This is a genomic window from Microbacterium sp. 22179 (assembly GCF_052045715.1).
Lineage (GTDB): Bacteria > Actinomycetota > Actinomycetes > Actinomycetales > Microbacteriaceae > Microbacterium > Microbacterium galbinum.
Genome location: NZ_JBQEPJ010000003.1, coordinates 150,142 through 162,672, shown reverse-complemented (window position 1 = coordinate 162,672; position 12,531 = coordinate 150,142). Strand labels below are relative to the sequence as shown.

General features: G+C 68.3%; 14 protein-coding genes. 6 read left to right on the top strand and 8 right to left on the bottom strand.

Going from position 1 to position 12,531, the window contains the following annotated elements:
- Nucleotides 1-190: 190 nt before the first annotated feature.
- The 3 genes from ACTJKK_RS08465 to ACTJKK_RS08455 form a co-directional block, all read right to left on the bottom strand.
- A complete protein-coding gene (locus ACTJKK_RS08465; protein ID WP_247624536.1) occupies nucleotides 191-1,231 on the bottom strand; it encodes an LLM class flavin-dependent oxidoreductase in 1,041 nt (346 codons plus the stop codon).
- Between the two features lie 66 nt (nucleotides 1,232-1,297).
- Nucleotides 1,298-1,528, bottom strand: coding sequence for a DUF2795 domain-containing protein (locus tag ACTJKK_RS08460; RefSeq protein ID WP_440747644.1), 231 nt, complete (start codon nucleotides 1,526-1,528; stop codon nucleotides 1,298-1,300).
- A 67-nt stretch (nucleotides 1,529-1,595) separates the two neighbouring features.
- Nucleotides 1,596-2,018, bottom strand: coding sequence for an Hsp20/alpha crystallin family protein (locus tag ACTJKK_RS08455; protein ID WP_247633847.1), 423 nt, complete (start codon nucleotides 2,016-2,018; stop codon nucleotides 1,596-1,598).
- A gap of 129 nt (nucleotides 2,019-2,147) precedes the next feature.
- On the opposite strand from ACTJKK_RS08455, the gene ACTJKK_RS08450 reads away from it, so the two are divergent.
- Together ACTJKK_RS08450 and ACTJKK_RS08445 are read left to right on the top strand one after the other, a co-directional pair.
- On the top strand, nucleotides 2,148-2,447 hold the full coding sequence (locus tag ACTJKK_RS08450; RefSeq protein WP_440747643.1) for a MerR family transcriptional regulator: 300 nt from the start codon (nucleotides 2,148-2,150) through the stop codon (nucleotides 2,445-2,447).
- A 28-nt stretch (nucleotides 2,448-2,475) separates the two neighbouring features.
- Complete coding sequence (locus tag ACTJKK_RS08445; RefSeq protein WP_440747642.1) at nucleotides 2,476-4,206, top strand: cation:proton antiporter; 1,731 nt, start codon at nucleotides 2,476-2,478, stop codon at nucleotides 4,204-4,206.
- Between the two features lie 81 nt (nucleotides 4,207-4,287).
- Here ACTJKK_RS08445 and ACTJKK_RS08440 read toward each other — a convergent pair whose 3' ends face one another.
- Nucleotides 4,288-5,715, bottom strand: coding sequence for a dicarboxylate/amino acid:cation symporter (locus ACTJKK_RS08440; protein WP_440747641.1), 1,428 nt, complete (start codon nucleotides 5,713-5,715; stop codon nucleotides 4,288-4,290).
- A gap of 165 nt (nucleotides 5,716-5,880) precedes the next feature.
- Entirely contained in the window at nucleotides 5,881-6,228 is a 348-nt protein-coding gene (locus tag ACTJKK_RS08435) for a hypothetical protein (RefSeq protein WP_440747640.1), read from the bottom strand.
- Nucleotides 6,229-6,312: 84 nt separating this feature from the next.
- On the opposite strand from ACTJKK_RS08435, the gene ACTJKK_RS08430 reads away from it, so the two are divergent.
- Complete coding sequence (locus tag ACTJKK_RS08430; RefSeq protein ID WP_440747639.1) at nucleotides 6,313-6,702, top strand: YbjQ family protein; 390 nt, start codon at nucleotides 6,313-6,315, stop codon at nucleotides 6,700-6,702.
- On the opposite strand, the gene ACTJKK_RS08425 is transcribed toward ACTJKK_RS08430, so the two are convergent.
- From ACTJKK_RS08425 to ACTJKK_RS08415, 3 genes are read right to left on the bottom strand one after another with little or no spacing between them, the layout of a single operon-like run.
- On the bottom strand, nucleotides 6,699-6,938 hold the full coding sequence (locus ACTJKK_RS08425) for a helix-turn-helix domain-containing protein (RefSeq protein WP_440747638.1): 240 nt from the start codon (nucleotides 6,936-6,938) through the stop codon (nucleotides 6,699-6,701). The genes ACTJKK_RS08430 and ACTJKK_RS08425 overlap by 4 nt on opposite strands.
- Nucleotides 6,935-7,681, bottom strand: coding sequence for a hypothetical protein (locus tag ACTJKK_RS08420; protein WP_440747637.1), 747 nt, complete (start codon nucleotides 7,679-7,681; stop codon nucleotides 6,935-6,937). Before ACTJKK_RS08420 ends, ACTJKK_RS08425 begins: the two co-directional genes overlap by 4 nt.
- Nucleotides 7,681-8,319 carry a hypothetical protein gene (locus ACTJKK_RS08415; RefSeq protein ID WP_440747636.1) on the bottom strand — a complete coding sequence of 213 codons (639 nt, stop codon included), beginning with the start codon at nucleotides 8,317-8,319 and terminating at the stop codon, nucleotides 7,681-7,683. The genes ACTJKK_RS08420 and ACTJKK_RS08415 overlap by 1 nt, the downstream gene beginning before the upstream one ends.
- Nucleotides 8,320-8,530: 211 nt before the next feature.
- Between ACTJKK_RS08415 and ACTJKK_RS08410 the strand changes: the two genes are divergently transcribed.
- From ACTJKK_RS08410 to ACTJKK_RS08400, 3 genes are all read left to right on the top strand, one after another.
- A complete protein-coding gene (locus ACTJKK_RS08410) occupies nucleotides 8,531-11,059 on the top strand; it encodes an ATP-dependent Clp protease ATP-binding subunit (RefSeq protein ID WP_247633854.1) in 2,529 nt (842 codons plus the stop codon).
- 172 nt (nucleotides 11,060-11,231) lie between these two features.
- A complete protein-coding gene (locus tag ACTJKK_RS08405) occupies nucleotides 11,232-11,735 on the top strand; it encodes an amino-acid N-acetyltransferase (protein WP_247956894.1) in 504 nt (167 codons plus the stop codon).
- Between the two features lie 10 nt (nucleotides 11,736-11,745).
- Nucleotides 11,746-12,441: a hypothetical protein gene (locus ACTJKK_RS08400; RefSeq protein WP_440747635.1), complete on the top strand. Its 696-nt coding sequence runs from the start codon at nucleotides 11,746-11,748 to the stop codon at nucleotides 12,439-12,441.
- Nucleotides 12,442-12,531 lie beyond the last annotated feature (90 nt).

Here is a 12,531-nt window from a genome sequence, read left to right as displayed (position 1 = left end):
CGGACCCGACGGGCGTCTACGTGCCGCCCCCGCCGGCCCCGCCGCGCAGCCCCGGACGCGCGGCCCCTGACATGCACTGATCGGTCGGAAATGTCGGGAATGGCGCGGCAGAGCCGACGCTTTGCACCGATCAGTGCACGAAGAGGGGGGCGCAGAGGGACGGGAGAGAATGAGAGAGGAACGGGAACCGCTACAGCGCTGCGGCAACCAGCTCCAGGGTCTGGGCGCGGCCCGCGGCCGAGTCGGCGGGTTCGGACTCGTAGGCGCCGGCGACGGGGGAGAGCATGACCTCGTCCACGCCCCAGCGGCTCGCGAATTCGCGCACCTCGGCGGCGACGGACTCGCCCGTTCCGACGAACCAGCGCGAGCGGGCGGCCTGCACGACCTGGTCGGTCGCGGCATCCGATTCGGCCGCCAGGGCCTCCTCCACCGTCTCGAGAGCGATGAGCGGCTTGTTGAGACGCAGCCGCGACATCATGCGCAGCTGCGGCAGGGCGCGCGCCTCGGCTTCCTCGACGGTGGGCGACGCGACGGCGTTGACCGTCAGGAAGGTGCGCGGCGTCGGGTGCTCCTCGCTCGGCTGGTAGTTCGTGCGATAGAGATCGAGCGCGCGCTCGAGGCCCTCGCCCGAGAAGTGGTTGGCGAACACGTACGGCAGGCCGTGGGATGCCGCGAGCTGAGCCGAGTAGTCGCTCGAGCCGAGCAGCCACACCTCGGGGGCGTCGGTCGCTGCGGGCGTCGCACGCACGGTGTACTCCCCGCCGGAGGTGAAGCGCACGGTCGCCCCCTCGTTCGAGACGAGCGCGGCGATGTCCTGCACGTGGCGGGGGAACTGCTCGACGTCGCTGGTGACGCCCGAGCCGCGCAGCAACTGCGTGATCACGGGGTCGCTGCCGGGTGCGCGCCCGAGGCCGAGGTCGATACGCCCGGGAGCGATGGCCGCCAGCGCCGCGAACTGCTCGGCGACGATGAGCGGCGCGTGATTCGGCAGCATGACGCCGCCGGAGCCGAGGCGGATGCTCGAGGTGCGGGTCGCGGCGGCGGCGATCAGCACCGGGGGAGTGGTGGATGCCACGGCCGGCATGTTGTGGTGCTCGGCGAACCAGTAACGGCGATAGCCGAGCCGGTCGGCGATCTCGGCGAGCGAGAGGGAGGCGCGGATGGCCTCGGCGCTGGTCTGACCGGTGCGCACGGGCACGAGGTCGAGGACGGAGAGTGCGACGTCATTCATCCCCTGCTGCAACCGGGGGGAGCGGCGGGGCATTCCCGGCGCACCCCCCGATCGTGCAGAGAGTGGTCAGGCGGCCACCGGCGTGTGCGCCGCGGTGAAGGCATCCGCCAGTGAGCGGCGCGCGAGTCGGTAGCGGATGCTCCAGCCGGCGCTGTAGCTCTGCTCGGGGAGGTCGGCGAGGAGTGCGCGGTCGTCCGGGCCGAGGCCGTCGCGCGCGGCTTCGCGCAGCAGGTCGTCCTTCGTGGCCGGGTACTCCATCTCGGCCAGGAAGCGGTCGAGTGCGGGCGAGGTGGGCATGTGACATTCCTTTCCGTGTGAAGGGGAGGAGGACTCGGGGGCGCGCGATCGCGCGCCCCCGAGCGGATCAGGCGTCGATCGCCTGCCGCTGGTCGGCCGATTCGACGGTGATCTTGCGCGGCTTCGCGCGCTCGCTGACGGGGATGATGACCGACAGCACGCCGCTCTCGTAGGAGGCGCTGATGCTATCGAGGTCGACACCCTCGCCGAGCGTGAACTGGCGCAGGAACGTGCCGGCGCCGCGCTCGCGAGCGAGCCAGCGCACGCCCTCCTGGCTGTCGGCGGTGCGCTGGGCGCGGATGGTCAGCTGTGCACCGTCGAGATCGACGTCGATCGAGCCCGGGTCTGCGCCCGGCAGATCGGCGTGCAGGATGTAGCGGTCGCCGTCGCGATAGAGGTCCACCGGCATGGACCGGGGGGCGCGAACGGAGTCGAGCACGCTCGCGGCGAAGCGGTCGAGCTGACTGAACGGATCGAAGGTGAGTGCCATGGTGTCTCCTTTCGTGCGGCCCTCTCGGGCTCGATGACCGATGCAGAAGATCTGCATCATTTGCTGTAGATTTTTTATAGAACAAATCCAGCCAGTTCCGCAAGTCCCGACGTCTCGAAGGAGAACCGGATGCCGCATCGCGATTCGCGCACCCCGCTCTACGGCATCGCCGTCGCCGCTCAGCTCGTCGACCTGCCCGAGGCGACCCTCCGCCTGTTCGAGAGCAAAGGGCTGCTGACACCCGCGCGGAGCGACGGCGGCACCCGGCGCTACAGCGACGACGACATCGATCGCCTGCGGAGGGCGGCGCAGTTGCGTGACGACGGCATCAACATCGCGGGCATCGCCCGGGTGCTCGACCTCCAGGACGAGAACGCCGATCTGCAGGACCGGAACGCCGACCTGCGCGACGCTCTCGACGAGGGGTGACGCCCGGCGCGGGCGCTAATCTGGCCGGATGGATGCCGAGATCTTCTACGTCCTCGTCGGCGCCGTGGTCGTGGCGGCCATCGCGCGCTGGCGCGGGTGGCCCGCCCCGCTGCTCGTCACGGTCGTCGCGCTCGCGGTGTCGTTCCTTCCGTTCGTGCCCGAGCTGCGTGCCGACGGGCACCTGCTGCTGAACCTCGTGCTGCCGCCGCTGCTGTACTCGGCGGCCCTCGACGTCTCGTTCGTCGGGTTCCGGCGCAGCCTGCCGCAGATCCGCCGTCTGGGGATCTGGCTGGTGCTGATCACGGCGATCGCCGTCGGTCTGATCGCGTGGTGGATCTTCCCCGATCTGGGCCTTCCCGGGGCGCTGCTGCTCGGCGCGATCGTCTCTCCGCCCGATGCGGTCTCGGCCGCCGCGATCGGCCGCAAGCTCGGGCTGCCGCGCCGCATCATGACGGTGCTGTCTGGCGAAAGCCTCATCAACGATGCGACCTCGCTGACGCTGTATCGGGTGTTCGCGGCGATCCTCGCGGGCGCCACGGTGAGCGTCTGGGGCGGCATCTGGCAGTTCGTCGTCGCGGTGGCGGTGGGTGTCGGCATCGGCCTGGTGTTCGGCGTCGCGCTGCACCAACTGCGCATGCGCATCTCCGACCCCGTCGTGATCGGTACGTTCGGCCTGCTCGCGCCCTTCGGCGCCTACGCGATCGCCGAGCACCTCAACGGCTCGGGCGTGCTGGCGGTCGTCGCGATGGGCCTCTACGTCGGCTTCAACGCTCCGCGCACCGACTACACGACCCGTCAGCAGGAGAAGCCGATCTGGCTCTCGGCCGACTTCCTGCTCGAGAGCTTCGTGTTCGCGTACATCGGTCTGCAGCTGCCGCGCGTGGTCAGCGACCTCGGTGCCGAATCGATCGGCGAGATCCTGCTGCTCTCGGGCGCCGTGCTCGTGGTCGTGCTGATCGTGCGCCCGCTGTTCATCTTCCCGGCCAACGCCTGGGCGAACTTCCAGGACCGCCGGCGCCTCGCCCGCTGGGATCGCGGGGTCGAATCGGGAGAGTTTCAGAAGCGGCAGAAGCAGTCGCGGCGCTGGGGTCAGTACACCCCCGACGAGCTGCGCACGCAGATCGTGCGCGAGCGGATGGCGGGCCTCCAGCTCACCTGGAAGGACAACGCGGTCATCTCCTGGGCGGGCATGCGCGGCGTGGTCACGCTCGCGACGGCGCTCGCCGCGGCCGACCTCGCCACCCTCGACGAGCGGGCCTCGCACGCGATCGTCGTGGTCGCGTTCATCGTGACCGTCGGCACGCTGCTGCTGCAGGGGCTCACGCTGCCGATGCTGATCCGCCGCCTCGGCATCGCCAGCGACGTCGATCACGCCGAGGACGAGAAGGCCCTCGCCGCGGTGAAGGAGAAGAGTCGTCGGGCCGGCAAGGCGTTCCTCGCCGAGAAGCGCGTGGAGTGGGAGGAGAAGTACGGCGAGGTCGACCTCTCGATCTTCGACGCCTTCGCCAAGCGCATGACCCGCGTCGAGAAGGACACCGACGAGGCGCAGGAGGTCGAGGACTCGGTCGCCAAGCCCTCGTACGACGACCTCGTCGCCCTCTCGAAGGGCTGGCTGCAGGTGCGCCGCGAGATCCTCCTCGAGGAACGCGACAGGGGCAACCTCGACGAGGAGGTCATGCGCGAGCTGATCGCGGCGATGGACGCCGAGGAACTCGCCATGGATACCCGCGGGGCGACCCGTCCGGGCGAGCGCGCGTAGCCGCGGCATCCCGCTGACGAACGAGAGCGCCCCGTCCTGGGAGAGGACGGGGCGCTCGTTCGGTGATGCGGCGGGTGGCGCTCAGCGCGTGGCGGCGGGCTCCGGTGCGGCGGTGGTGCCGGCATCCGCCTCGGGGGCGTCGTCGTCATCGTCCTCGGCGAAGGGGAGGCCCTCGCGCGGCGCGTTGTAGAGACGCTCGTCGAGGATGCCTTCGCGCTTGGCGACGATCGTCGGGATGAGCGCCTGTCCCGCGACGTTGACCGCGGTGCGGCCCATGTCGAGGATCGGGTCGATCGCGAGCAGCAGTCCGACGCCCTCGAGCGGCAGGCCGAGCGTCGACAGGGTGAGCGTGAGCATGACGATCGCACCCGTGGTGCCGGCGGTGGCGGCGGAACCGACGACCGAGACGATCACGATGAGCAGGTACTGCACGAAGTTGAGCTCGATGCCGAAGAACTGCGCGACGAAGATCGCGGCGATGGCGGGGTAGATCGCGGCGCAGCCGTCCATCTTGGTGGTGGCGCCGAACGGCACGGCGAACGAGGCGTACGAGCGGGGCACGCCGAGGTTGCGCTCGGTGACGCGCTCCGTGAGGGGGAGGGTGCCGATCGACGAGCGGCTGACGAAGGCGAGCTGCACGGCGGGCCAGACGCCCGAGAAGTACTGCTTGATCGACAGGCCGTGGGTCTTCACCAGCACGGGGTAGACGACGAAGAGCACGAGCGCGAGACCGATGTAGATCGCGATCGCGAACCAGCCGAGCGAGGCGAGCTTCTCCCAGCCGTACTTGATGACGGCGGCGCCGATGAGGCCGAAGGTGCCGAGCGGGGCGATGCGGATGATCCACCACAGCACGCGCTGGATGACCTTGAGCAGCGACTCGGTGAAGACGAGGAACGGCTCGGCCTTCTTGCCCGCCTTGAGCGCGGCGATGCCGACGACGGCCGCGACGACGATGACCTGCAGGATGTTGAAGCTGACGCTCGACGAGACGGCGCCGGCTTCGGCGTCGAACGAGCTGCTCACGCCGATGCCGAGGAAGTTCTGCGGGATGAGGCCGAGCAGGAAGTTCCACCACGTGCCGACGGTGTAGGGCTCGCCGGGCTCGAGCCCCTCGCCCGCGCGGGCGCCGGGCTGGATGACGAGGCCGAGCACGATGCCGATGACGACGGCGATGAACGCGGTGATCGCGAACCACAGCAGCGTCTGGCCGGCGAGGCGGGCGGCGTTCTGCACGCGGCGCAGGTTCGAGATGCTCGCCACGATGGCGGTGAAGATGAGGGGCACGACGGCGGCGCGCAGCAGCGTCACGTACGAGCTGCCGATGGTGTCGAGGGTGGCCGAGAGGCCGTTCGGGTTCTCGGCGGTGGCGCCGAGCTGGCGGCCGATGAGGCCGGCGGCGATGCCGAGGACGAGGGCGGCGAGGATCTGGAAGCCGAACGACGTCAGCAGCTTCCGGATCGGTCCGCGGGTATCAGGCGCCTTCTGCGCGCGAGCGGTGGTACTCATTGCGGGGGAACTCCAGAACAGATTGCGGCATGCCGATATACACGCCAGAACGTTCAACGCTAGGTCTGTCTGAGAATTCCCTGGGCGGAAATGACGAAGGATGACGGATGCCGCAGCATCCGTCATCCTTCGATGTCGATCCGACCGGAGGTCAGACGGGGAGGATCACTCCCCCGTGCCGAGGCACTCTCCCATGTTGTCCGTCAGGACGGTCTGGAGCAGGTCGTAGTCGTCCTGGTTGGCCTGCTTGTCCTCGCCGTTGGCGAGGTAGTTGAGGGTCTCGTTGCTGAGGTCGGAGTCGACGAGGTATCCGGCGAAGCAGGAGGCGGCGTCGGCGGTGAAGATGTCTCCCTGGCCGGCCTCCTCGAAGTACTTGGTGAGTCCGTTGGCGACCTGGGCCTCAGACGGACGGCTCGCGCCACCGCAGGCGGCGAGCGAGAGGGCGAGGGCCGCGGCGGGAAGGGCCAGCAGCAGTCGGGAGCGGGTACGCAGTTTCCGGTCGAAGTTCATCATGCGGCCAGGTTATCGGCTCTCAGCCCATTGATAGGAATATCAGCATGGGGATATTTACCCATCCGGTTTTCTGATAATGGCGCCGTGCTCTGGCACGATGGCCTCATGTTCATGGTGACGACGAACGATATTCCGGGTTACCGCATCACCCAGGTCCTCGGGGAGGTCATGGGCCTCACGGTGCGCTCGACCGACTTCGGTCAGGGGTTCGCCGCGGGCTTCCGTTCGCTCGGCGGTGGGGAGATCCCCGAGTACACCCAGGTCATGTACGAGGCGCGGCAGGTCGTCATGGGGCGCATGTGGGCCGAGGCCCAGCAGCGCGGCGGCAACGCGATCGTCGCGATGCGCTTCGACGCCGGATCGATCCAGAACTTCACCGAGATCTGCGCGTACGGCACCGCGGTCGTCGTCGAACCCCTCGCTCCGCAGGCGCCGCAGCCCGCGCCGCCGCAGCCGCAGCCGCCCCGGTTCTAGGGGCGCCCGGCCAGCACCAGCAGCTCGCCGACCTCGCAGTCGAGCGCGTCGCAGATCGCCCGCAGCGTCGAGTAGCGGATGGCGCGGGCGCGGTCGTTCTTGAGCACCGACAGGTTCACGATGCTCACCCCCACGCGCGCGCTGAGCTCGGTCAGCGTCATGCCGCGGTCGGCGAGCAGTTCGTCGAGGCGGCAGTGGATGCCGGTGAGCTCGTCGTCGTTCTCCGCGGGGCTCATACGAGACCCTCGGTTTCCTTCTGCAGGGACTCGTTCTCTCGCTGCAAGCGCATGCCCTGCCGGAAGACGGCCGCGAGAGCGAGCAGGCCGAGGGCGGCGACGATCGGTACCGGTGTGACGCCTATCTGGAAGGTCTCCGGGTAGAAGTCGCTGCCGAAGGGGGTGACGGAGCGGAGAGCCACCGTCGAGGCGATCGAGGGCAGCAGATCGTTCGCGGTGCCGAGGATCAACACGGCGATCGACCCGCCCACGAGGGCGCGGGTGATGGTCGCGCTGAACGGGCGACCGCGAAGAGTCTGGAAGCAGACGATCGCGATCAGCACCGCGGGGATCGTGGAATAGAGAAGAGTGCCGGCCTGTGCCGCGGCCGCGAGCACCCGGGTGGCATCGTCCGGGTGCGAGATCGTCAGGGTCGACGACGTCGCACCGATGCACCACAGTTCGGGGCCGGACGTCTCGCCGGTCGTCCGGCAGGGGAGATCGGATGCCCAGGGGGTCGGGATCTGCGCGTTGCCGATCTCGGCGAACTCGCCGCCGATGGCCTTGCCGACGATGAAGAGGAGTCCGACGGCGGAGAGGAGTGCCCACCAGGAGCTGAGGGTGAGCGTCACGTCGAGGGCGAGCGTGGTGCTCTTTCGGCGGCGGCCGATCACGACGACGATGCCTGCGACGACGGTGACACCGATGAGGATGATGGCGATGCGCAGAAGGGCGGCCGGAAGTTCGGTTGCGGAGGCGAACATCAGACGAGTCCCTCCGTCTCCTTCTCGAGCGCGGACTTCTCGCGCTGCAGGCGATCGCCCACGGCGAAGGCGGTGGCGATCACGGCGACGATGAAGGACGCGAGCACCCAGGTGAAGGGCTCGACGGTGAGCACCGCGGTCGCGAGCCGATTGTCGGTCATCAGCGAGACGGTGGCGTTCGCGAGCATGTTGTCGAAGAACCGCACGGCCGCGAAGCCGATCAGACCGGTGATGCCGGCGATCGAGACGAGGGCGGAGTTGCGGCGGCTGAAGACGTGACCGCTCAGGATGCTGCGCGCGAGCAGCAGCAGGCATCCGACCACCGTCACGACCGTGAGGATCAGCACGAGCTGGCCCAGGATGCCGGGAACGATCGCGATCGGCGTGAGCTGCGGGGCGACGAGGATGCCGCGGTCGAGCTCCATCGGCACCGTCGCCGAGCCGTCGGTGAGAGCGACGTCGGCGACCCCGTCGACGAACTCGAGCGTCACCGGCACGTTCGTGCCGCCCGCCAGCACGATGATCCGCATCACGGCGCTGACGCCGATCCACGCGGCGATCGCTCCGCCGGCGAGCGAGAAGGCGGCGATCGACCAGCGGTCTCCGCGCGACGGTCGGTTCTGATGCGAGATGCTCATGTCCACTCCTTATCGATGATCGTTGTTATCGATTCCCGTTAACATATCGACTCTCGATAAACGCGTCAACCCTTCCGTCCCATCGGCGCCGTAGCGGGGCGTCACCGCACTATGCCGACGGCGAACACGGGCATACACGGCATCCGCGGTCGTTACTCTCGGTATACAAGCGCTCGCACCCACAGGGAACGTGCGAACCAAGGAGTTGACAATGTTCGAGAGATTCACGGACCGAGCCCGTCGTGTGGTCGTCCTCGCCCAAGAAGAGGCGAAGATGCTCAACCACAACTACATCGGTACCGAGCACATCCTGCTCGGTCTCATCCACGAAGGCGAGGGCGTCGCCGCCAAGGCGCTGGAGTCCCTTGGCATCTCCCTCGACGCGGTGCGCGAGCAGGTGCAGGACATCATCGGCCAGGGTCAGCAGCAGCCGACCGGCCACATCCCCTTCACCCCCCGCGCCAAGAAGGTGCTCGAGCTCAGCCTCCGCGAGGCCCTGCAGCTCGGCCACAACTACATCGGCACCGAGCACATCCTGCTCGGTCTCATCCGCGAGGGTGAGGGCGTCGCCGCGCAGGTGCTCGTCAAGCTGGGCGCCGACCTCAACAAGGTGCGCCAGCAGGTCATCCAGCTGCTCTCGGGCGCCCCGGGCCGCGAGCCGGCCGCCGTCGGAGCGCAGAGCAACGACACCCCGAGCGCGCAGGGCGGCTCGCAGGTTCTCGACCAGTTCGGTCGCAACCTGACGCAGGCCGCGCGCGACAACAAGCTCGACCCGGTCATCGGGCGCGAGAAGGAGGCGGAGCGGGTCATGCAGATCCTCTCCCGCCGTTCCAAGAACAACCCCGTGCTGATCGGTGAGCCCGGCGTCGGCAAGACCGCCGTCGTCGAGGGCCTCGCGCAGGCCATCGTCAAGGGCGATGTGCCCGAGACGCTGAAGGACAAGCAGCTGTACTCGCTCGACCTCGGCTCGCTCATCGCCGGTTCCCGCTACCGCGGTGACTTCGAGGAGCGCCTGAAGAAGGTCACCAAGGAGATCCGCACGCGCGGCGACATCATCGTCTTCATCGACGAGATCCACACCCTCGTGGGTGCGGGTGCCGCCGAGGGTGCGATCGACGCGGCCAGCATCCTCAAGCCGCTGCTCGCCCGCGGTGAGCTCCAGACCATCGGCGCCACCACGCTCGACGAGTACCGCAAGCACTTCGAGAAGGATGCCGCGCTCGAGCGCCGTTTCCAGCCGGTGCAGGTCAACGAGCCGAGCCTGCCGCACGCGATCAACATCCTCAAGGGTCTGCGCGACCGCTACGAGGCGCACCACAAGGTGCAGATCACGGACGGCGCGATCGTCGCGGCGGCGAACCTCGCCGACCGCTACGTCTCCGACCGCTTCCTGCCCGACAAGGCCATCGACCTGATCGACGAGGCCGGCGCACGCCTGCGTCTGTCGATCCTGTCGAGCCCGCCCGAGCTGCGCGAGTTCGACGAGAAGATCGCCAAGGTGCGCGAGCAGAAGGAAGTCGCCAGCGAAGAGCAGGACTTCGAGAAGGCCGCCGCCCTCCGCGACGAGGAGAAGAGCCTCCTCGCCGAGCGTCTGCGCCTCGAGAAGCAGTGGCGTGCGGGCGACGTCGCCACCTCCGCGGTGGTCGACGAGGGTCTGATCGCCGAGGTGCTCGCACAGGCCACCGGCATCCCCGTCTTCAAGCTGACGGAAGAGGAGTCCTCGCGACTCGTCTTCATGGAGAAGGCCCTGCACCAGCGCGTCATCGGTCAGGAAGAGGCCATCGCCGCCCTGTCGAAGACGATCCGTCGTCAGCGCGCCGGCCTCAAGGACCCGAAGCGTCCCTCGGGCTCGTTCATCTTCGCCGGCCCCACGGGCGTCGGAAAGACCGAGCTGGCCAAGGCACTCGCCGAGTTCCTGTTCGACGACGAAGCCGCCCTCATCTCGCTCGACATGAGCGAGTTCGGCGAGAAGCACACCGTCTCGCGTCTGTTCGGTGCCCCTCCCGGGTTCGTCGGATTCGAAGAGGGTGGCCAGCTCACCGAGAAGGTGCGCCGCAAGCCGTTCAGCGTGGTGCTCTTCGACGAGATCGAGAAGGCCCACCCCGACATCTTCAACTCGCTGCTGCAGATCCTCGAAGAGGGTCGGCTCACCGACGGCCAGGGTCGCGTGGTGGACTTCAAGAACACCGTCATCATCATGACCACGAACCTCGGTGCGCGCGACATCGCCGGTGGTCCCGTCGGCTTCCAGATCGAGGGCAGCAACGCCACGACCTACGAGCGGATGAAGGGCAAGGTGAACGAAGAGCTCAAGCGGCACTTCAAGCCCGAGTTCCTCAACCGTGTCGACGACATCATCGTGTTCCCGCAGCTCAACAAGGAGGAGCTGGTGCAGATCGTCGATCTGTTCACCAAGCGCCTCAGCGAGCGGCTGCTCGATCGCGACATGACGATCGAGCTGTCGCAGGCCGCCAAGGAGCGTCTCATCGAGATCGGGTTCGACCCGTCGCTCGGTGCCCGCCCGCTGCGTCGCGCGATGCAGCACGAGGTCGAAGACCGCCTGTCGGAGAAGATCCTGCACGGCGAGCTCGACTCGGGCGACCACGTGAAGGTCGACGCGAAGGACGGGGAGTTCCTGTTCGAGCACGGCCCACGCGAGGGTGGCCCGGTCTCGGTCGGCGTCAACACCGGCGGCGACATCTCCGGCACCCCCGACCTGGCGATCGCCAGCGGGGACTGACCACACACGAATCCTGAAAGGGGGCGGATGCTTCGGCATCCGCCCCCTTTCCTGTGCCCGGTCGCCGTGAGGGGTCAGGACACGCCGCGCCGCGCCCCGGCCGCGCGGCGTGTTGTGACCCCTCACGGCGAGCGGGCGGGAGACGCCCAGGCGGCGGTTCTAGGCTGGACGGGTGAGCGACTACATCGTCCGGCCGGCGCGGAGCGCCGACATCGTCGGCATCCGCAATCTGCTGCAGCCGATGGTCGAGCAGCGCATCCTCCTGGGCAAGGACCTCGCCGTGCTCTACGGCGCCGTGCAGGAGTTCGTCGTGGCCGAGGCCGACGGCGAGCTGATCGGCTGCGGCGCGCTCCACGTCTTCTGGGAAGACCTGGGCGAGGTGCGCACGCTGCTCGTCAGCGACGCCTGGCTGCACCACGGGGTGGGGCGAGCGATCGTCGACCGCCTCGAACAGAACGCGGTCACGCTCGGACTCTCGCGGCTGTTCTGCCTGACGTTCGAGGTGGAGTTCTTCACGCGCCGCGGCTTCACGCCCATCGGCGAGCAGGTCGTCGATCCCGACGTGTATTCGCAGCTCCTGCGCAGCGGCGACGCGGGTGTCGAAGAATTCCTCGATCTCGCGCACGTCAAGCCCAACACGCTCGGCAACACGCGGATGCTGAAGCACCTGAACTAGCCTGGAAGCCATGCCCCGTCAGTCCGCAGCCGTCTATCGTCGTCGGCGCATCGTGTTGCTCGGCGGGCTGATCCTCGTGCTCGCGGCGATCGGCATCGGCGTGTGGCTGCTGCTCGCCCAGCCGTGGGCCTCGGCCGCGTCCGAGAGCACCCCGAAGCCCACCCCGACGACCTCGTCGACCACGTCGACCCCGACGCCCGGCACGGTCGCGAGTCCGGATGCCGAGGCGTCCAACCCGCAGCTTCCGCCGGACGAGGCTCCGGAGGACGTACCGGACGCATCGCAGACGCCCGCGATCGTGGCGTGTCAGGCGAAGGACATCGAGGTGAAGGCCGTCGCCGACGCCGAATCGTACGCCGACGGTGTGCTGCCGAAGCTGTCGATCTCGCTCACCAACAGAGGCTCGAGCGACTGCACGCTCGACGTCGGCTCGTCCATGCAGTCGATCACGGTCTCGAGCGGCTCCGACGTGTGGTGGCGCTCGACCGACTGCCAGCAGAACCCGAGCAGCATGATCGCGACGCTCACCGCGGGAACGACCGTCACGAGCAAGGAGCCGGTCACCTGGGATCGCACGCGATCGAGCGTCGAGACCTGCGAGCAGGAGAACCGCCAGCGGGCTCCGGGCGGCGGCGCGTCGTATCACGTGGCCGTGTCGATCGGTGGATTCGCCAGCGTATCCACGCAGCAGATCCTGCTCTACTGAGTCGATTCCGACCGTCTTCGGCTCGGAACGCTTCGAAAAGCGTATAAGTCCCGGTTTATTGTTCCGAAAAGCTCTGATGCATCGGTAACT

Coding starts and splice junctions, on each gene's coding strand:
- ACTJKK_RS08465 (WP_247624536.1), bottom strand. CDS start 1,231: ATGAATGACGTCGCACTCTCCGTCCTCGACCTCGTGCCCGTGCGCACC.
- ACTJKK_RS08460 (WP_440747644.1), bottom strand. CDS start 1,528: ATGCCCACCTCGCCCGCACTCGACCGCTTCCTGGCCGAGATGGAGTAC.
- ACTJKK_RS08455 (WP_247633847.1), bottom strand. CDS start 2,018: ATGGCACTCACCTTCGATCCGTTCAGTCAGCTCGACCGCTTCGCCGCG.
- ACTJKK_RS08450 (WP_440747643.1), top strand. CDS start 2,148: ATGCCGCATCGCGATTCGCGCACCCCGCTCTACGGCATCGCCGTCGCC.
- ACTJKK_RS08445 (WP_440747642.1), top strand. CDS start 2,476: ATGGATGCCGAGATCTTCTACGTCCTCGTCGGCGCCGTGGTCGTGGCG.
- ACTJKK_RS08440 (WP_440747641.1), bottom strand. CDS start 5,715: ATGAGTACCACCGCTCGCGCGCAGAAGGCGCCTGATACCCGCGGACCG.
- ACTJKK_RS08435 (WP_440747640.1), bottom strand. CDS start 6,228: ATGATGAACTTCGACCGGAAACTGCGTACCCGCTCCCGACTGCTGCTG.
- ACTJKK_RS08425 (WP_440747638.1), bottom strand. CDS start 6,938: ATGAGCCCCGCGGAGAACGACGACGAGCTCACCGGCATCCACTGCCGC.
- ACTJKK_RS08420 (WP_440747637.1), bottom strand. CDS start 7,681: ATGTTCGCCTCCGCAACCGAACTTCCGGCCGCCCTTCTGCGCATCGCC.
- ACTJKK_RS08415 (WP_440747636.1), bottom strand. CDS start 8,319: ATGAGCATCTCGCATCAGAACCGACCGTCGCGCGGAGACCGCTGGTCG.
- ACTJKK_RS08410 (WP_247633854.1), top strand. CDS start 8,531: ATGTTCGAGAGATTCACGGACCGAGCCCGTCGTGTGGTCGTCCTCGCC.
- ACTJKK_RS08400 (WP_440747635.1), top strand. CDS start 11,746: ATGCCCCGTCAGTCCGCAGCCGTCTATCGTCGTCGGCGCATCGTGTTG.